The sequence below is a fragment of the Streptomyces odontomachicola genome (assembly GCF_039605595.1).
Classification (GTDB): domain Bacteria; phylum Actinomycetota; class Actinomycetes; order Streptomycetales; family Streptomycetaceae; genus Streptomyces.
The window spans coordinates 75,805-93,592 of sequence record NZ_JBCFOK010000007.1 but is presented as its reverse complement, the minus strand read 5'-3'; the positions used below and the strand labels follow the sequence as shown (position 1 = coordinate 93,592).

Genomic DNA, 17,788 nt, shown 5'->3' with positions numbered 1-17,788 from the left:
TCATGGGTAACCCTCGATGACCTCCTCCGTTCCGGCCCGGGTAGCAGCGGGCCGGAACGGGGGCGACCCGCGTTTCAAGCGCGGGTTTTTTCTGTTCATGCATCTTCAACAAACTGTTGACTCAGGGTTCTTGGGGGGCTTAGCTATTCCCAGCCCGAACAGCACCACGGCCACGGAGGCCCACGTGACTTCGTCTGACGCATCAGGTCTGACCTGGTTCAACTCCGCCGGCGAGGGCGATGCCCGCGCGGCGCTCACCGAGGTCTGCGCCTCGGGTTCCTGGGTGGGGAAGGTGCTCGCCCAGCGCCCGTACGCGTCGGAGGAGGAGCTGGCCGCCGCGAGCGATGCCGCGATGGCCGAGCTGACCGCCGAGGACCTGGATCAGGCCATGGCGGGCCACCCGCCGATCGGCCGGCCGAAGCCCGGCGACCCGACCTCCTCGCGCGAGCAGCGCGGGATGGCGGGGGCCTCCGAGGAGCTCAAGGAGGAGATGCTCGAACTGAACCTGGCATACCAGGACAAGTTTGGTCATGTCTTTCTGATCTGCGCGACCGGCCTGACCGGGGAGCAGATGCGGGACGCCGTGCGTAACCGCATCGACAACTCCCCGGAACAGGAGCGGGAGATCGTGCGCGGTGAGCTCACGAAGATCAACCGCATTCGCCTCAACCGCCTTGCGGAAGAAGGAGCTTGAGCAGCATGAGCACCACCCAGCACTCCGGTGACACCGCCTCGGTGTCCACGCACATCCTGGACACCAGTGTCGGGCGCCCGGCAGAGGGCGTGGGGGTCCGGCTGTCCGTACGCTCCGGCAGCGGTGCTGACTGGGCCGCGCACGGCACGTCGAAGACCGACGCCGACGGGCGCTGCAAGGACCTGCCGGTGCTGCCGGCGGGGACGACCCACGTACAGCTCTACTTCGAGGTCGAGCCGTACTTCCGTAACAAGGCAGACAACCAAGCCGAGGAACAGCAGGACGCCCCCCGCGTAAGGGACAGCGGTGTCTTCTTCCCCGAGGTGACCATCACGTTCGCGGTGGAGCCCGGGGAGCACTACCACGTACCGCTGCTGCTCAACCCGTTCGGCTACTCCGTGTACCGAGGGAGCTGACACCTCTATGCCCACGATTCTCGGCCAGAACCAGTACGGCAAGGCGGAAAACCGCGTCGTCAAGATCGAGCGGGACGGCGACACCCACCACATCAAGGACCTCAACGTCTCGGTCTCGCTCCAGGGCGACCTGGACGACGTCCACTACTCGGGGTCGAACGCGCACGTCCTGCCGACCGACACCACCAAGAACACCGTCTTCGCCTTCGCGAAGGAGCACGGGATCGAGTCGGCCGAGGCGTTCGGCATCCTGCTCGCCCGGCACTTCGTGGAGAGCTGCGAGCCGATCGGGACCGCGCGCATCCGCATCGAGGAGTACTCCTGGGAGCGGATCGCCACCTCCGAGGCGAACTCCAAGTTCATCGGCGCCGACGACGTACAGCACTCCTTCGTCCGCAAGGGCCAGGAGACGCGCACCGCGCAGATCACCTACGACGGCAGCGGCTTCGAGGTCCTCAGCGGCCTCAAGGGCCTGACCGTCATGAACTCCACCAACTCGGAGTTCTGGGGCTACATCAAGGACAAGTACACGACGCTCCAGGAGGACTACGACCGCATCCTGGCCACCGAGGTGGCCGCGGTGTGGCGGCACAACTGGGACTGCGACGAGAAGCGCCGGCCCAACTTCGAGAAGAGCTACGAGCAGACGAAGAAGCACATGCTGCACGCCTTCGCCGAGACGTACTCGCTCTCGCTCCAGCAGACCCTGTACCAGATGGGCTCGCGGATCCTGAACTCCCGCGGGGAGATCGAGGAGATCCGCTTCTCGATGCCCAACAAGCACCACTTCAAGGTGGACCTCTCGCCCTTCGACATGAAGAACGAGGCCGCGGACGGCGCCGTGTACTACGCCGCCGACCGCCCCTACGGCCTCATCGAGGCAACGATCCTTCGGGACGGCGCGGAGGCCCGCATACCGGTTGACATGACCAACCTCTGATCGCGGGATTGCCACGTCCCCGGGGGCCCGCACCCCGGGGACGTGGCATACCGGAGGGAACGACGATGGCAAAGCCTGCAAAGACGGAGGCCGACGGCCCAGGCCCTGAGGACTCCAGCACAGCATCCAGCACGTCCCCGTCCACCGCCTCTTCCGACGGTTCCGGCGCCGACGCGGCGTCCGACTGTCACCCCGTGGACGAAAAGCTCCCCCTCAAAAGGCTTCTCCCGGCCTCTCTCCAGCACATCGCCGCCATGTACGCCGGCGTTGTGGCCCCGCCCCTCATCGTCGGCCCTGCCTGCGGTCTCAGCATGGCAGGACAAACCGCACTGATCGCCGCCAGCCTGCTGATCGCGGGCTGCGCGACGCTCCTCCAGACACTCGGCATCGGCAAGTGGGTGGGCAACCGCCTCCCCTTCGTCAACGCCGCCTCCTCCGCCGGAATCGGCCCGATGCTCGCCATCGCCCAGGGCGCGCACCCCGACCACAAGATCCAGACGGTGCTCGGCGCCGTGATGGTCGCCGGGGTCTTCTGCCTCGCGGTCGGCCCGTTCTTCGGCAAGCTCATGCGGTTCTTCCCGCACCTGGTCACCGGCGTCGTCATCACCCTGATCGGCGTCTCGCTGATGTCCGTGCCCGTCGAATGGGCACGCGGCGGCGATGTGAAGGCCCCCGACTTCGGCGCCCCCTCGAACCTCGCGCTGGCCGCGTTCACGCTCATCGTGATCGTCACCATGCAGCGGCTGTTCACCGGCTTCTTCAAGCAGGTGGCCCTGCTCGCCGGCATGGTGGTCGGCACGCTGGCCGCGCTCCCGTTCGGGATGCTCGACGCCTCGCGCTTCGAGACGGCGCCGGTCTTCTCGCTGCCCACCCCCTTCCAGTTCGGCATCCCCGAGTTCCAGCCGGCCGCCATCGTCTCGATGATCATCGTGATGCTGGTGCTGATGACCGAGAGCTCCGCCGGGATGCTCGCGATCGGCGAGATCTGCGACCGCGCGGCCGACGGCGACACCATCAACAGGGGCCTGCGCACCGACGGGCTGGCCACCTTCTTCGGCTCGATGTTCGGCTCCTGCGCCACCAGCGCCTTCGCCCAGAACGTCGGCGTCGTCTCGCTCACCAAGGTCCGCAGCCGGTACGTGGTCGCGGCGGCCGGCGGCGTGCTCGTCGTGCTCGGCCTCTTCCCGATCCTCGGCGCGGTCGTGTCCCTGGTGCCCTTCCCCGTACTGGGCGGAGCCGGCATCGCGCTCTTCGGCACCATCTCGGTGAGCGGCATCCGCACCCTGGCCAAGGTGGACCTGGGTGAGGGCTCCAACATCGTCATCGTCGCCGTGTCCCTCGGCATGGGCCTGATCCCCGTGGTAGCCAAGGACTTCTACGCCGACTTCCCGTCCTGGATCCAGACCATCCTGGGTACGGGCGTGAGCGCGGGCGCACTGACCGCCGTCGTGCTCAACATCTGCTTCAACCATCTCGGCACCCGGAAGCGCAAGGCGGGAGCGGTCCTGTCATCCGCGCCCGTCGCCTCCGGCACTCAAACCACCTGAGGGTCCTGCCGTGCCCACACCCGAGTGAGAACGAGGTAACACCTCAAATGGCAGACAACAGGGCAGAAGACGTGGCGGACACCGCCGGGCGAGCCGCACGCATCGTCATCGAGAACTGCGCCGTCGCCACCGTCGACGCCGGTGACACGGAGTTCGCCTCCGGGCACATCGTCGTCGCGGACAACCGGATCGAGTCGGTGGGCGCGGGACCTGCGCCCACGGCTCTGGAGAACGTGGTGCGCCGGATCGACGGCACCGGCCACCTCGCGACCCCCGGACTGGTCAACACGCACCACCACTTCTACCAGTGGCTGACGCGTGGCCTCGCCCAGAACGCCAACCTGTTCCAGTGGCTGGTGGCGCTCTACCCCACCTGGTCCCGCATCGACGAGGACATGGTGTACGAGGCGGCCCGCGGCTCCCTGGCCATGATGGCCAGGGGCGGGGTGACCACGGCGATGGACCACCACTACGTCTTCCCGCAGGGCACGGGAGACCTGCTCGGCGCCGAGATCCGCGCCGCTCGCGAACTGGGCGTGCGGTTCAGCCCGACCCGGGGCTCCATGGACCGCGGCGAGAAGGACGGCGGGCTGCCGCCGGACTTCGCCGTCGAGACCACCGAGGCCGCGCTCGCCGCGACCGAGGAGGCCGTCGACACGTACCACGACCCCTCGTTCGACTCCATGCTGCGGATCGGCGTCGCGCCCTGCTCGCCGTTCTCCGTCAGCACCGAACTCCTGCGGGAGGCCGCCGAGTTGGCCCGCCGCAAGGGGGTCCGGCTGCACACCCACGGGTCGGAGACGAAGGAGGAGGAGAAGTTCTGCCACGAGCTGTTCGGCATGGGCCCCACCGACTACCTGGAGTCCACCGGCTGGCTCGGTGAGGACGTGTGGATGGCCCACTGCGTCCACATGAACGACGCGGACATCGCCGCGTTCGCCCGCACCGGCACCGGAGTGGCGCACTGCCCGTCCTCCAACGCCCGTCTCGCGGCGGGCATCGCGAGGGTCCCGGACATGCTCGGCTCCGGAGTGCCGGTCGGGCTCGGCGTGGACGGCACGGCCTCCAACGAGAGCGGCGAGCTGCACACCGAACTGCGCAACGCGCTGCTCATCAACCGCGTCGGCCACGGCGAGGACGCCATGACGGTGCGTCAGGCCCTGCGCCTGGGCACCTACGGCGGCGCCCAAGTGCTGGGCCGCGCCCAGGAGACGGGCTCGCTGGAGGCCGGCAAGCTCGCCGACCTGGTGCTCTGGAAGCTCGACGGCCTCGGGCACTCCACGATCGACGACCCGGTCGCGGCGCTCGTCCTGGGCGCAGCGGCACCCATCACCCTGTCCCTGGTCAACGGCCGACCGGTCGTGGAGGACGGGCATCTGACCACCGCGGACGAGGACGACATCGCCCGCGGCGCGCGGGACCAGGCGCACCGCCTGGCCCGCATCGCCGCCGACGCCGGCTGATCCCGGCGGCACGCGGCAGCGGCACGGCGCCGTACGACAGCGGCCCGACAGCCGCATGGCACAGCACGACAACACGGCGGTACGCACGACGCAGCGCGGCCGCACCACAGATCTCCGGCCGGGAGGGACGGCTCCCGGCCGGGGCCCCAGCAGCCGAGCGGGATGCTGGGGCGCGTTCCGGGGGCGGGGCACACACCCGCCCCCGGGGCGGTCCCTCACCCCCGTACGGGCAGTGCGCGTACGGGATTCCGTCCTTCCACACGGGCGCAACGGCACAGCGGCGCACCACATCGGACGACCGCCTCAGCCCGCGCATCTCGCGTACCCCCACACCGCACCACCTCCCTGAAAGCGGGTGCCGGACCATCCGGCGCTGAACATCGACAGGAGGAACGCTGTGGCCGAAAAGCCCAGGTTCACCGAGCAGGAACCGCCAGGAGAACCACCGCAGGAGAGAGCGGCCGAGCAGGCCGGGGCCGCGGGGAAGCACCCCGTCGACCAGTCGCTCCCCGTGCTCAAGCTCGCCACCACGGGCCTCCAGCACGTCGCCGCGATGTACGCGGGCGTGGTGGCGCCGCCCCTGGTGATCGGGGCCGCCGTCGGCCTCTCCGTCACCGAGATGACCTTCCTGACCGGGGCCAGCCTCTTCATGGCCGGCATCGCGACGCTGCTCCAGACCCTCGGGTTCTGGAAGATCGGCGCCCGGCTGCCGTTCGTCAACGGCGTCACCTTCGCCTCGGTCGCGCCGATGCTGGCGATCAACAAGTCCGAGGGTCCAGAGGACGCGCTGCCGATCATCTTCGGCGCCACGATCATCGCCGCCGCGCTCGGCTTCCTCATCGCCCCCTTCTTCTCCAAGCTCGTACGGTTCTTCCCGCCGGTCGTGACCGGCACCGTCATCACCCTGATCGGCATCTCCCTGATGCCGGTGGCCTTCAACTGGGCCCAGGGCGGCGACGAGAAGGCCCCCGACTACGGGGACGGCGCGAACATCGCGATGGCCGGCGTCACGTTGGTCATCGTCCTGCTGCTCCGCCGCTTCACGAGCGGCTTCCTGAAGCAGATAGCCGTCCTGCTCGGCTTGGTGATCGGCACGCTGATCGCCATACCCGTCGGCATCACGGACTTCTCCGCGCTCAAGTCGGCGTCGATCGTGGGCTTCCCGGAGCCCTTCCACTTCGGCGCGCCGCAGTTCGCGCTGCCCGCCATCATCTCGATGTGCATCGTGATGCTGGTGTCCATGACCGAGTCCACCGCCGACATGCTGGCGCTGGGCGAGATCGTGGAGAAGCCGGCAGGCGAGAAGACGATCGCGGCCGGTCTGCGCGCGGACACGTTGGGCTCCTTCGTCAGCCCCTTCTTCAACGGCTTCATGTGCAGCGCGTTCGCGCAGAACATCGGCCTGGTCGCGATGACCAGGATCCGCAGCAGGTTCGTGGTGGCCGCGGGGGGCGGCATCCTGATCCTGATGGGCCTGTGCCCGGTCGCCGCCGCACTGATCGCGACCGTTCCGCAGCCGGTACTGGGCGGGGCGGGGGTCGTCCTGTTCGGCTCGGTCGCGGCGAGCGGCATCCAGAACCTGATGAAGGCGGGGCTGGACCGCGACAACAACGTCCTGATCATTGCCGTCTCGCTCGCGGTCGGCATCATCCCGATCGCCGCGCCGGACTTCTACCACGCGTTCCCGGACAGCGCGAAGATCATCCTCGACTCGGGCATCTCCACGGGCTGCGTGACGGCCATCGTCCTCAACCTCGTCTTCAACCACATCGGAAGGTCGAGGCGCGAGGCGGACGACGTCACGGCGCCGATGGAGCCGGGGGGTGAGATCCCGCACCAGCGCGCGGAGACGGGGAGCGCGGCCGGTACGCACTGAGGCCTTCGGCCTTCTCCGATTCCTCTTTCCGGGGCCGGTCACGAACGCGGTTCGTGACCGGCCCCGGCGCGTGACGCGCCGGGATCAGGTTTCGGCCAGTCCTCTGAGGCTTGTTGATGTTCCCTCGCCCCCAGAACTAGCGTCGGCGTGGTCATGACATCTCGGGGGAAGGATTTCATGCGCCACAAGAGAAGAGCGCTCACCGGCGTGCTCGCAGCGATGGTGTTGGGTGCCGGTCTGGCGCCGCCCGCGCTGGCGGACAATCTCCCTGACCAGGAGGCAAAGTCCCGGAGCGGTTCACACGAAGAGCGCAAGCCGAAGGTCGACATCAGCTTTTCCGAGCCGCAACTCGCGGCACCGCCTCCGGCGTACGGCCCTCACAACCCACCGCGCGTGGCACAGCGCAATACGGGAGGCGGCCCTGCCGGGGCACGCGAGAGCAAGAAGATGAAATGTGCCAAGGAGGACGGCCGGAAGCGCACCGTGTGCATCCGGATCGGACGGGACAGGAACGGAAACACCGATGTCGGGGCAGCGACCAAGAAGAGGCTGAAGGCCGCGAGCCACGTCCCTTGGTGTGACGCGCAGCCCGTCGGCAAGGCCTATATGACACGCACTGAGGCCTGCCTGAAGGACATCACGCCCATCTCCCTGTTTTACATGTACGACGGCAAGGAGATCGGGTGGGCTGACTTCGCCATGCAGCAGGAGATACAACTCCACGGCAATCAGGACGAGTTCGATCAGTACATGACCCTCGTGCCCACCAGGATCGACCGGAATCTCGGCACGGTCCAGATGAAGTGGTGGGCCACCGACGACTGCACGGACTGTACGAAGTCCCAGCAGAGGTGGCGGGGCGAGCCCCTGTGGACGGGGCCGGAGGACCGGCACACGGCACGTGGGCTGTATCAGACCAAGTGGAACGGCAAGGGACGGGAAGACGTCCTGCTGAACTGGGAGTTGGGCGGCCGCATTTCGCGGTACCCGCTGGAGGTGTACGAGGACCTCGGAACCACGGACCCGGATCTCGAAATCCGGTGTGACTCGGAAGTGGCCGAGAGCGCGGGATGCGTGTTCCCGAAATACCGGCCAACGTACCCGTTCAACTCGAAGAAGTACCCCGCGGCTGCCGCTCACGCCTGGCTGATGAAGGAGAAGCTCCCCAACCATCCGGGCAGCAAGAAATACGGCAGGCCACTCTCGTACCTTCCCGAGGACAACAAGCACGGGCGGGACCCGGACGACAACCGCGCCGTCATCTGCCGACCGTACAAGTACCACCCGGATACCGCTCTGGTGACGGCTGCGGATCCGACCGACAGGCCGAGCTGTGACGAACTCGCCTTCGCTGCGACGTACCAGAGCGGGGGCATGCCGGCCAGCATGGGCGGTACCAATCCGGTCGCCTCGGGAGACCAGTGCGTGCAGACGGTCGCCACCCGGCTCCGGTACGGCAAGTGGAAACTCTATGACGATGACCGGTATGCGGCGCCCACATGGAAGGAAGTCTGCGGGCGCTCGTCGATGTCCAGGTGGATGAATTCCGGGTCCATGGGGCGGTTTTCGAGCTTTGCCGCCACGTTCCGGATGATGGACGAGGACCAGTACTGGATCGATACGCCGGGATTCGAGCATTGCAGGAGTGACAGGCCTACCGTCACTTGCCGGTTCGCCGGGTAACTGTTACCTGTGCCTCGCTGACCTGTACGCACCGGACGAGGAACCATGAAGTCACTTCGGGAACTGGAAGCGTCGTGGCGGCGCATCGAGAGCTGGCTGTCCGTCAACGCGCCGACGAGCCACGCGTGCGTGAACGCTCCGGCTGAATCGCGCGAGATCGATGAGGCGGAGGCGACGATGGGGCTGGCCTTTCCGCCTGAACTCCTGGGGCTGCTGCACCTGAGCAATGGGTGCACCGAGCCGCCGGAGAATCCCGATGCGGCTGCGTTCCTGCCGGGCGGACAACGGCTGTTGGGTGCAGCGGAGATCGCTGCGTACAGGCAGGGCCAGCTTGTACAGGTGGAGACGTCGGACCTGGACGAGGACGAAGCTGCCCTCTGGTGGCACCGCGCCTTCGTGCCCTTCACCGAGCACACCTCTCCGATGTGTCTCCTCATCGATCAGAGGTCCGGCCCGCACCACGGCGCGGTCAGGAACTGGATGGACGAGACCGGACCGAGCAAGCCGAGATGGCCGTCCCTGAACGGTTTCCTTGCGGCAGTCGCCGACGCGTTGGAAGGCGGCCCGGCTGTACGGGGCAAGTTGCCGTACGCCGAGGGTGAGGGAGTGTTGGCCTGGCGGCCCGTGCAGTGAGAGGCCCGCCCGTGGTGGGCGGGCCTCTCACCCCCGTTGGCCCGGGGACGAAGCTAGGCGGACCCCGGAGGACGGGCCATCACCCACACGAGTGAACGCCTTTGCGGCAGCACGTTTTGCGCCAGCCGGAACGCGGCCTTCAACTCCCGCGTGTGGTGTACGAGATGAAGGCGCGCCACGCGGCGGGGGAGAGTGCGAGGTGTGGGCGCGCCGTGTCTTTGGAGTCGCGTACGTGGATGGTGCGCGGCGCCACCGCGACCTCGACGCATTCGTTGCCGTCTCCGCCGCTATGGCTCGACTTGCGCCAGGAGAGGGCGACTTCAACGCAGCTGTCGTTGTCCCCTGTGCTGTAGCTGCTCTTGGACCATGCCTGCTCGGGGGTGCTCATAGCGCTCCTCGCATCCGCGTCAGCAGGCCCACGGAGTCCTCGGGAGTGAGGGCCTGCGAACGCAGTTTTGCATACCGCATCTGTAGAACGCTGACCTCGTTCGCGTCCGAGATGAGGGTCCCCGTGCGTTGCCCCTCGGAGTACCCGAGCCACTGGTTGTCCGGGGTCTCCAGCAGCCGCAAGGGCCCCTCCAGCCCGGCGTGGATGATGCGCTTCAGCGGCATGACTTGGATCTCTACGTTGCGGATCTCTGCGCAGCCCAGCAGGTGCTCGACCAGCCCCTGCGTCACACTCGTACCCCCTGTGTGCCGCAGCAACAGGGACTCTTCCACGATGAAGCTGAACAGTGTGTTGGGCTTGTTGTGCAGCAAGTCCTGACGTTCCAGACGTGCGACGAGCCTTGCTTCGATCTCCTCGTCGCTCAACGGCGGAACTGTGCAGTGCAGCACCGCCCGCATGTACGCCTCCGTCTGCAACAGGCCCGGCACCGCGAGGCATTCGTACATGGCCAGGCTGATCGCGTGCTTCTCCAGCTTCGCCCACTGGCGGAACCAGGACGCCAACCCCGGTTGGCGCGACAAGTGTTGCGCTGCCTCCCTCAAGGCGCCGAACGCGTTCAACACCTCCCCCGCGCGTTCCACGAAATCCCGCTGCGGGAAGCGGCGCCCCTGCTCGATGCTCGCGACCGTCTCTCGCGAGTACTGGATGCGCTCCGCGAACGCCTCCTGCGTCAGTCCCGCTCGCTCGCGGAACACGCGCAACACCGCCCCGAACGTCCGCAAGCTGTCCGATCGTTCGGGCTCGTTCCCGGTTTCCGTGCTCTGCGCCATATCCGGCAACCCTCTCGTGGCCGAGCTCCCCGCTCGTGAACTCACCCAGGGTTACGGGTCACCCCACCCCTGTCCACCCTCCGCACACGTACGCTGACCCGCCGTACGAGTTGCTGCCCTGGTACAAACCCGGACGCGGCGGCAAGGCTCTCCCCCATGGCAACGCAGTCCGACACGGACAACCTGGTCACGGTGCGTGTGTTCACGCAACGCTTCAGCGCCACCCGGCGGGGCGCGCGGCTGGCGCGAAGGCTCGCGCTGCATCAGCTCGACGTCTGGGGCCTCCCGTACGGCGGCATCGTCTCCGACACCGCCGCCGTCCTCGTCGCCGAACTCGCCGCGAACGCCGTCACCCACGGCCGCGTACCGGGCCGCGACTTCGAACTCGTCCTCAGCCACATCACGACCCCCGCCCGGACCTCCGTACGCATCGAGGTCTCCGACGCCCGCGCGGAACGCCGCCCGCCGCAGGCCCCCGGCGTACCGGCCCCCGACGACGAAACGGGCCGCGGCCTGCTCCTGGTCGAAGCCCTCGCGACCCGCTGGTCCGTCACCGACCGCCCGTCGGGTCCTGGCAAGACCGTGCGCGCCGAACTCGACCTGTAGCGCCGGGCCCTAGAGCCGCGCGAGGCGTGCGGCGTCCTCCGAACCGGGGTCCGCCGTGTAGACCATGACGCGCAGATCGCTTCCCGCGACGGTCAGGATGTCGCAGTCCAGCGTCACCGTGCCCACCTCAGGGTGGTCGATCGTCTTGCGCGCCGACTCGTGGCGGCCCACCGCCCCGGACTCCCACAGTTCAGCGAACCGACCGCTGCGCGAACGGAGTTCGGCGACCAGGGACCGCAGCCGCGCGTCGTCCGGATAGGCGGCCGCTGCCGTCCGCAGGTCGGCGACCATGGCCGTCTCCAGGTCGGTACGAGCCCGCGCGGAGAGCCGTACGCGGCCGCCGGGGCCGAGGAACGTGCGCCACACGCCGTTGCGTTCGTGACCGCTCCAGCCGGAGGGGTCGCTCATCAGCGCCGCGTACGCCCGGTTCGCCACGAGCAGCGTCCACATCGCGTCGTACACCGCGACCGGGGTCCCTTCGAGGCGGTCCAGCATGCGCCGCACGCCCGGGGTGAGCTCCCCGGGAACCGTCCCGGGGCCCGGGGAGCTCAGCCCGGCCAGCAGAAAGAGGTGCCCGCGCTCCTCGCCCGACAGCCGCAGCGCCCTCGCCAGCCCCTCGACGACCTGCGCCGACGGGCTGGAGACGCGGCCTTGTTCGAGGCGGGTCACGTAGTCGGCCGAGATGCCGGCCAGCACGGCCAGCTCCTCGCGGCGCAGCCCGGCCGCGCGCCGGTGCCCGCCGGCGGACAGCCCGGCGTCCTCCGGCGCGACCCGGTCCCGCCAGCGCCGCACCGCCCGCCCGAACTCCTCCTGACCGGGCTTCTCCCGACCGGACTCCGCCGTCGCCATGGTCACCAGTGTGCCGCGCCACCCGGTACGTCTCAGCGCGGGTACGTCGCGGCGCGGGCATGTCTCCGCGCGGGGGTGTGTGAGCGCGCCGCCTCCGGACAGCCTGGTACTCCCGATCCCAGGAAAAACTGACTGCTGGCTGCCCGCGGCGCGCCGCCGCAGTCTGGACGCATGACCACCACACTGATCACCGGAGCCAACAAGGGCCTCGGCTATGAGACCGCCCGGCGCCTGCTCGCCGCGGGCCACACCGTCTATCTCGGCAGCAGGGACCCCGAGCGCGGCCGCGGCGCCGCCGAGGCACTGGGCTCGCGCAACGTGCGCAGCGTACGCATCGACGTCACCGACGACGCCTCCGTCGCGGCGGCGGCCAAGGAGGTCGAGGCCGAAGCGGGCGGTCTCGACGTGCTGGTCAACAACGCCGGCATCGAGGGACGCGACAAGAGCAACGACGTGATCGGCGCCGCGGACGTCACGGCAGACCAGATGCGCGAGGTCTTCGAGACGAACGTCTTCGGCACGGTCCGCGTGACCCACGCCTTCCTGCCGCTGCTGCGCCGCTCGGCCGCGCCGGTCGTGGTCAACCTCAGCAGCGGACTGGCGTCGCTGACCAGGGTCACGACGCCGGGCACGCCCACGTTTGCCTACCCGGGCGTCGCGTATCCCGCGTCGAAGGCCGCGGTCAACATGACCACCGTGCAGTTCGCGAAGGCCTTCCCCGAGATACGCGTGAACGCGGTGGAGCCCGGCTACACGCGGACGGACCTGAACGGCAACACCGGCGTGCAGACCGTCGAGGAGGGCGCCGAGATCATCGTCCGCATGGCGCAGGTCCCCGCCGACGGCCCGACGGGCGGCTTCTTCTCAGCGGAGGGGCCGCTGCCCTGGTGAAACGGGTGGGCGACGGCGCGCGGGCCCGACGTCCACTCTCACATCGCGTCCCCGTAGCCCATGGAGGAGTAACCCGTCGGGGCGCGGGTGCCGTCCGAGTCGCCCTCGCTGTGGTGCGGCTGGGCGTGGCCGGGAAGCAGGTGGGACGGCAGGGCCGCGGCGCCGGCCACCAGCATGGCCGCGGCCACGGCGGACAGGGCGGTGCTGCGCAGGGCCGCGCGGGCCACCTTCCGGGCGAACGACATGGCAACTCCAGCAGAACGGTGCGAAACGGGACCTCTTCCGCACCGCATGGAAGTGCAGCCGCACAGCCCGGAGCAAGCGGGTGGCCCGTGCGGCCACCTGATCGGCCGAGGTCGCGAGGGAGCACGGCGAACGGACGGGCGCGCACCCGCGTACGGCGCGCACCCGCCTACCGCACCGCACCACCCGCGCGCCGGTCAGCGGCCGCCCGCCCAGGCACACAGCTACTCAGGCACTCAGGTACTCAGGCGCCGCCCCCGGCATCCCGATCCCGTACGTCGAAACCCGCCCCAGCAGAGAGGAGTTCGCTCAGGTCCGCACCGGGACCGTGCTCCACGGGCTCCGCGCCCCTGCGGAACAGCCGTGCCCCCGCCGACACCCCGCCCAGCTCCAGCCGTTCGCCGGCGCGCCGCAGCCACGTGCCTTCGCGCAGCCCCAGCACCGGCACGTCGTTCTCCTCCAGGAATTCGGTGAGGCGCTTCTCGCGGGTCTCGCCCATGTGCGCGCTGTCCGGCGCCGGGTCGAGGTAGTGCGGGTTGATCTGGAACGGCACGAGGTCCAGCGTGCCGAAGCCCTCGGGCTGCACGATCGGCATGTCGTTGGTGGTGCGCACGGTCGGGCAGGCCATGTTGGTGCCGGCACTGGAGCCCATGTACGGGGCGCCCTCGGCCACCCGTTCGCGGACCGCCTCCAACAGGCCGTGCCGCTGCAGGGACTTGAGCAGCCGGAAGCTGTTGCCGCCGCCGATGAACACCGCCTCGGCCTCCCGCGCCAGACGCGCGGGCTCCCCGGTGTGCACGCCGCGCACCCGGATGCCGAGCTGTTCCATGAACGCCGCGACGGCCGCCGTATAGCCGTCGTGGTCCGCCTGCGCGTAGGGCACGAAGAGCAGTTCGCGCACGCCGCGCAGGTGGTCGGCGATCACCTCGTGGGCGTGCTCCAGATAACCGCGGCCGGGCGCCGTGGAGTTGGAGAGGAGCAGGAGCTTGGACTCGGCCGGCATGTGATCCGCCTTTCGATCGTTCCGATGGTGAGGTCTCTCAACGGGATGTGCGGTTCTCGGGGCGTCCGCGGCGCGGCGTCAGCAGCTCGCCCAGGCGCGCGGCCGCCGACCACAGGGGACGCAGCAGCTCCTCGCGCGGTGAGCCCAGCGACTCGTGCGGGCCGACCAGGCTGAGCGAGCCCACCGGCTGCGCGCGTACGGTGACCGGCACCGCGAGCCCTGCCGTGGCCGGGTCGTACTCGCCCTCGGAGAAGGCGTAACCCTCCGCCGGCACACGGGACATGAGCTCCTCCAGGCGCTCCGCCTCCGTCACGGTCAGCTCGCTGAACCGGGCCATCGGGCGGCCGTAGAGCAGCGCGGCGCGCGCGCCGGGGGCGAGCAGGCCGAAGTACGCGCGCGAGGTGGCGCCCGCGTGCGCCGGGTACAGCTCGTCGGCGAGCCGGTAGTGGCGCAGCGGGCCCGAGGCGCCGTCGGCGGACTCGACGCAGCGCATGTGGGCGCCGTCGGGGACCGCGTACAGGGCGGTGATGCCGGTCTCCGCCGCGAGTTCGCGCAGCGCGGGGCGTACGAGTCCGGCCATGCCGCCGTGCCGTTCCCACGCGGTGGACAGGTGCCAGACGGCGGGCCCGAGCCGGTATCTGCGGGTGATCTCGTCGGAGACGAGGAAGCCGCGGTGCGCGAGGGAGGCGAGCAGCCGCTGCGCCACCGACTTGTCCCAGCCGAACTCGGCGGCCAGGTCGGTGACCCCCCACTCCTCGCGGTCCTGCGAGAAGGCGAGCAGCACCTGCAGCACCCGGTCCGCGGTCTGGAGAGGAGCGCGCTGGGCTCCGCCGGGCCGCTCAGGGTCTGTGGTCATGAGGGCAGCCTAGCGCTATATGTAACCCCTTCTCTCATATAGAGAAAGTCTTGCTGTGAGGAGAACGGCAGGGGCACTCTGCGAAACAAGCCAAGCACCACACCGCACCAGGGAGTCGCAGTGCTCAAGCACGTTCTCGACACCATCGACCTGCTCGACCGGCCGCAGGCGGACGGCGAACTCCTCGCCGCCTACCTCCGCTCCGTACGGGACGCGGCCGCCGCCGTCGCCGCGCCCGACGGGCCCAAGCCGGAGATCACCGTGACCCGGGTCGAGGGCGAGCGCGGCGGCACCGACTTCGTGAAGGTTCTCGTGCCCGGCAGCCGCGGCAGGACGAACGGCGGTGACGCGCCGACCCTCGGCATCCTCGGCCGCCTCGGCGGCGTCGGCGCCCGCCCCGAGCGCACCGGCATCGTCTCCGACGCGGACGGCGCGGTCGCCGCGCTCTCCGCCGCCGCCAAGCTGCTCGACATGCACGGTCGCGGCGACGTGCTGGAGGGCGACGTCCTGCTGAGCACCCACGTGTGCCCGGACGCGCCGACCCGCCCGCACGACCCGGTGCCGTTCATGGACTCGCCGGTCTCGGTCCTGGAGTGCAACCGCGCCGAGATCGACCCGGCCATGGACGCCGTGGTCTCCATTGACACCACCAAGGGCAACAGGCTGCTCAACCACCGCGGCGTCGCGCTCTCCCCGACCGTGAAGCAGGGCTGGATCCTGCGGGTCAGCGACGACCTGCTCGGAGTGCTGGAGACCGTCACGGGCGAGGCGGCACGGATACTGCCGATCACGACCCAGGACATCACCCCGTACGGAAACGGCGTGCATCACATCAACTCGATCATGCAGCCGTGCGTGGCCACCGACGCGCCCGTGGTCGGGCTCGCGCTCACCACCCAGAGCGCCGTCGCGGGCTGCGCGACCGGCGCCAGCCACGAGACGGACATCGCGGCGGCCGGGCGGTTCGCGGTGGAGGCGGCCAAGGAGTTCGGGCGGGGCGCGGCCGCCTTCCACGACGAGGCCGAATTCGCGCGGCTCGTGGAGCTGTACGGACCGATGACCGCGCTCCAGTCCACGGCCGGAGCCGACGAGACCTGAACCAGACCGGGCCACGTGCCCCTCAACGAGGCCGCGCCTCCGCGAGGGGGCCCGCCCTCCTCCCGCCACGGAGCGCCCCATGAGTCACACCCCGGCCCCCGCAGAGGCCGAACCCGCCGCGCGGCGCGCGCACCCCCGTGCGCTGGAGCCCGTCACGCTCGTCGTGACCGTGCTGCTCTCGCTGCTCGGCTCCGTCATCGGCCTGGTGCTGATCACCACGCTGGGCATCGCGCCCAACACCTCGGTCATCGGCGCGCTGCTGGCCATGCTGATCGGGCGGATCTCGTTCGCCGCGCTGTCGCGCATGCGCGATCCGCACCGTCAGAACCTGGTCCAGTCGGCCGTCTCGGGATCCACCTTCGCCGCGGCGAACTCCCTGGTCACGCCCATCGCCGTGCCCTTCCTCATCGGCAAGCCCGACCTGGTGTGGCCGATGCTGGCCGGCGCCGTCGCCGGGCTCGCCGTGGACAGCTGGGTGCTCTACCGCGTCTTCGACTCCCGCCTGCTGCCCGCAACGGCCGCCTGGCCGGCGGGCATCGCGGCCGCCGAGACGATCAAGGCGGGCGACGAGGGAGGACGCAAGGCCAGGCTGCTCGGCGTCAGCGCGCTGGTCGGCTTCGTCGGCTCGCTGTTCAAGCTGCCGATGAGCGCCGCGGGCGTGGCCTTCCTGGGCAACATCTGGGCGCTGCTGATGTTCGGCGTGGGCCTGCTCGTGGCCCAGTACGCCCCTGGCCTCCTCGACGTGGACCTCAGCGCCAACTACGTACCGCACGGCGTGATGATCGGCGCCGGCCTCGTCGCGCTGGTCCAGGCGGTGCTGCTCATGCGCGACCGCAAGGCGAAGCGGGAGGCCGCTGAGCAGCGCCAACGCCCCACGTCCGGGGACCACTTCACGCCCGAGGTGCGCACCGTCGACGCGCGGCGGCTGCGCCGCGGGCTGCTGGAGGGGCTGGTCCTCTTCGTCGCCGGCGCCTTCCTGGTCGCGCTGCTCGGCGGGATCGCGGGCGGCCTGGGCGGCGCAGGGCTGCTCGGCTGGGTGCTGCTCGCCGGAGTGGCCGCGCTGGTGCACCAGTTGATCGTGGGTCTCGCGGCGATGCACTCGGGATGGTTCCCGGCCTTCGCGGTCACGCTGATCTTCCTGATCGTCGGCCTGGTGCTGGGCATCCCGATGGTGCCGCTGGCGCTGCTGGTCGGGTACGCGGCCTCCACCGGGCCCGCGTTCGCCGACGTCGGCTTCGACTTCAAGGCGGGCTGGCTGCTGCGCAAGGACGCGGTGCCCTGGCATCCGTACGAGATGGACGGGCGCCGCCAGCAGTACCTCTCCCAGCTCGTCGGCTTCGCCGTCGCGGTCCTGGTGGTCGCGGTCGCCTGGAAGCCGTTCTTCGAGGGCGGCCGGGTCCCGCCGGTGGCGCAGGTGTACGTGGACACCATCAAGGCCGGGCTCACCGACACCCACGCGCTGACCATGATGCTGCTGTGGGCGGTGCCCGGCGCGCTGATCCAGCTCCTCGGCGGCTCCTCGCGGCAGATGGGCGTGCTGCTGGCCACGGGCCTGCTGGTCGCCACGCCCCAGGCGGGCTGGCTGGTGCTGATCGCGCTCGCCGTGCGCGTCGCCTACCGCCGCTGGGACCGCCGCCGCAAGGCGCGCTCTCCGGAGGACGAGGTCGCGACCGGCGACGACGCGGCGGACAACGAACTCGCGCTCGTCGGCGCCGGATTGGTCGCCGGCAGCTCGATCAGCGACGTCAGCCAGATCTACAAGGCGCTGTGAT

General features: G+C 69.8%; 18 protein-coding genes. 12 read left to right on the top strand and 6 right to left on the bottom strand.

From position 1 onward, the window contains the following. The first annotated feature begins 184 nt into the window (after positions 1–184). From uraD to ABEE00_RS14925, 8 genes are all read left to right on the top strand, one after another. Positions 185–694, top strand: a complete 510-nt coding sequence (uraD, locus tag ABEE00_RS14960; RefSeq protein ID WP_345745947.1) for a 2-oxo-4-hydroxy-4-carboxy-5-ureidoimidazoline decarboxylase — start codon at positions 185–187, stop codon at positions 692–694. A 5-nt stretch (positions 695–699) separates the two neighbouring features. Then, positions 700–1,110 (top strand): hydroxyisourate hydrolase, encoded by a 411-nt coding sequence (gene uraH / locus ABEE00_RS14955; RefSeq protein ID WP_345745946.1) that lies wholly within the window; start codon positions 700–702, stop codon positions 1,108–1,110. 7 nt (positions 1,111–1,117) lie between these two features. Beyond that, entirely contained in the window at positions 1,118–2,050 is a 933-nt protein-coding gene (pucL, locus tag ABEE00_RS14950) for a factor-independent urate hydroxylase (protein ID WP_345745945.1), read from the top strand. A 65-nt stretch (positions 2,051–2,115) separates the two neighbouring features. Further along, positions 2,116–3,597 (top strand): uracil-xanthine permease family protein, encoded by a 1,482-nt coding sequence (locus tag ABEE00_RS14945; RefSeq protein WP_345745944.1) that lies wholly within the window; start codon positions 2,116–2,118, stop codon positions 3,595–3,597. Positions 3,598–3,644: 47 nt separating this feature from the next. Further along, positions 3,645–5,060 carry an 8-oxoguanine deaminase gene (locus ABEE00_RS14940; protein ID WP_345745943.1) on the top strand — a complete coding sequence of 472 codons (1,416 nt, stop codon included), beginning with the start codon at positions 3,645–3,647 and terminating at the stop codon, positions 5,058–5,060. Between the two features lie 397 nt (positions 5,061–5,457). Continuing rightward, entirely contained in the window at positions 5,458–6,936 is a 1,479-nt protein-coding gene (locus ABEE00_RS14935; RefSeq protein WP_345745942.1) for a nucleobase:cation symporter-2 family protein, read from the top strand. Positions 6,937–7,113: 177 nt separating this feature from the next. Further along, positions 7,114–8,619 (top strand): hypothetical protein, encoded by a 1,506-nt coding sequence (locus ABEE00_RS14930; RefSeq protein WP_345745941.1) that lies wholly within the window; start codon positions 7,114–7,116, stop codon positions 8,617–8,619. Positions 8,620–8,664: 45 nt separating this feature from the next. Next, positions 8,665–9,252 carry an SMI1/KNR4 family protein gene (locus ABEE00_RS14925; RefSeq protein WP_345745940.1) on the top strand — a complete coding sequence of 196 codons (588 nt, stop codon included), beginning with the start codon at positions 8,665–8,667 and terminating at the stop codon, positions 9,250–9,252. 139 nt (positions 9,253–9,391) lie between these two features. Here the strand turns inward: ABEE00_RS14925 and ABEE00_RS14920 are convergent, their stop codons facing one another. Both ABEE00_RS14920 and ABEE00_RS14915 read right to left on the bottom strand, forming a co-directional pair. Next, complete coding sequence (locus tag ABEE00_RS14920; protein WP_345745939.1) at positions 9,392–9,640, bottom strand: DUF397 domain-containing protein; 249 nt, start codon at positions 9,638–9,640, stop codon at positions 9,392–9,394. Further along, positions 9,637–10,470, bottom strand: a complete 834-nt coding sequence (locus tag ABEE00_RS14915; RefSeq protein WP_345745938.1) for a helix-turn-helix domain-containing protein — start codon at positions 10,468–10,470, stop codon at positions 9,637–9,639. The genes ABEE00_RS14920 and ABEE00_RS14915 overlap by 4 nt, the downstream gene beginning before the upstream one ends. A 156-nt stretch (positions 10,471–10,626) precedes the next feature. On the opposite strand from ABEE00_RS14915, the gene ABEE00_RS14910 reads away from it, so the two are divergent. Then, positions 10,627–11,076, top strand: coding sequence for an ATP-binding protein (locus tag ABEE00_RS14910; RefSeq protein ID WP_345745937.1), 450 nt, complete (start codon positions 10,627–10,629; stop codon positions 11,074–11,076). Positions 11,077–11,085: 9 nt separating this feature from the next. On the opposite strand, the gene ABEE00_RS14905 is transcribed toward ABEE00_RS14910, so the two are convergent. Next, on the bottom strand, positions 11,086–11,868 hold the full coding sequence (locus tag ABEE00_RS14905; protein WP_451918596.1) for a helix-turn-helix transcriptional regulator: 783 nt from the start codon (positions 11,866–11,868) through the stop codon (positions 11,086–11,088). Between the two features lie 228 nt (positions 11,869–12,096). Here ABEE00_RS14905 and ABEE00_RS14900 point away from each other — a divergent pair, with 228 nt between their 5' ends. Next, a complete protein-coding gene (locus ABEE00_RS14900; RefSeq protein WP_345745935.1) occupies positions 12,097–12,816 on the top strand; it encodes an SDR family oxidoreductase in 720 nt (239 codons plus the stop codon). Between the two features lie 38 nt (positions 12,817–12,854). On the opposite strand, the gene ABEE00_RS14895 is transcribed toward ABEE00_RS14900, so the two are convergent. The 3 genes from ABEE00_RS14895 to ABEE00_RS14885 all read right to left on the bottom strand — a co-directional run bounded on the left by ABEE00_RS14895 (position 12,855) and on the right by ABEE00_RS14885 (position 14,918). Then, positions 12,855–13,061 carry a hypothetical protein gene (locus tag ABEE00_RS14895; RefSeq protein WP_345745934.1) on the bottom strand — a complete coding sequence of 69 codons (207 nt, stop codon included), beginning with the start codon at positions 13,059–13,061 and terminating at the stop codon, positions 12,855–12,857. A 242-nt stretch (positions 13,062–13,303) separates the two neighbouring features. Further along, entirely contained in the window at positions 13,304–14,062 is a 759-nt protein-coding gene (gene pepE, locus ABEE00_RS14890) for a dipeptidase PepE (RefSeq protein ID WP_345745933.1), read from the bottom strand. Positions 14,063–14,099: 37 nt separating this feature from the next. Next, entirely contained in the window at positions 14,100–14,918 is an 819-nt protein-coding gene (locus ABEE00_RS14885) for an IclR family transcriptional regulator (protein ID WP_345745932.1), read from the bottom strand. A gap of 120 nt (positions 14,919–15,038) precedes the next feature. On the opposite strand from ABEE00_RS14885, the gene ABEE00_RS14880 reads away from it, so the two are divergent. Both ABEE00_RS14880 and ABEE00_RS14875 read left to right on the top strand, forming a co-directional pair. After that, a complete protein-coding gene (locus tag ABEE00_RS14880) occupies positions 15,039–16,016 on the top strand; it encodes a DUF1177 domain-containing protein (protein ID WP_345745931.1) in 978 nt (325 codons plus the stop codon). Positions 16,017–16,095: 79 nt separating this feature from the next. After that, positions 16,096–17,787 (top strand): OPT/YSL family transporter, encoded by a 1,692-nt coding sequence (locus ABEE00_RS14875; protein WP_345745930.1) that lies wholly within the window; start codon positions 16,096–16,098, stop codon positions 17,785–17,787. The last annotated feature ends 1 nt before the right edge of the window (position 17,788 follow it).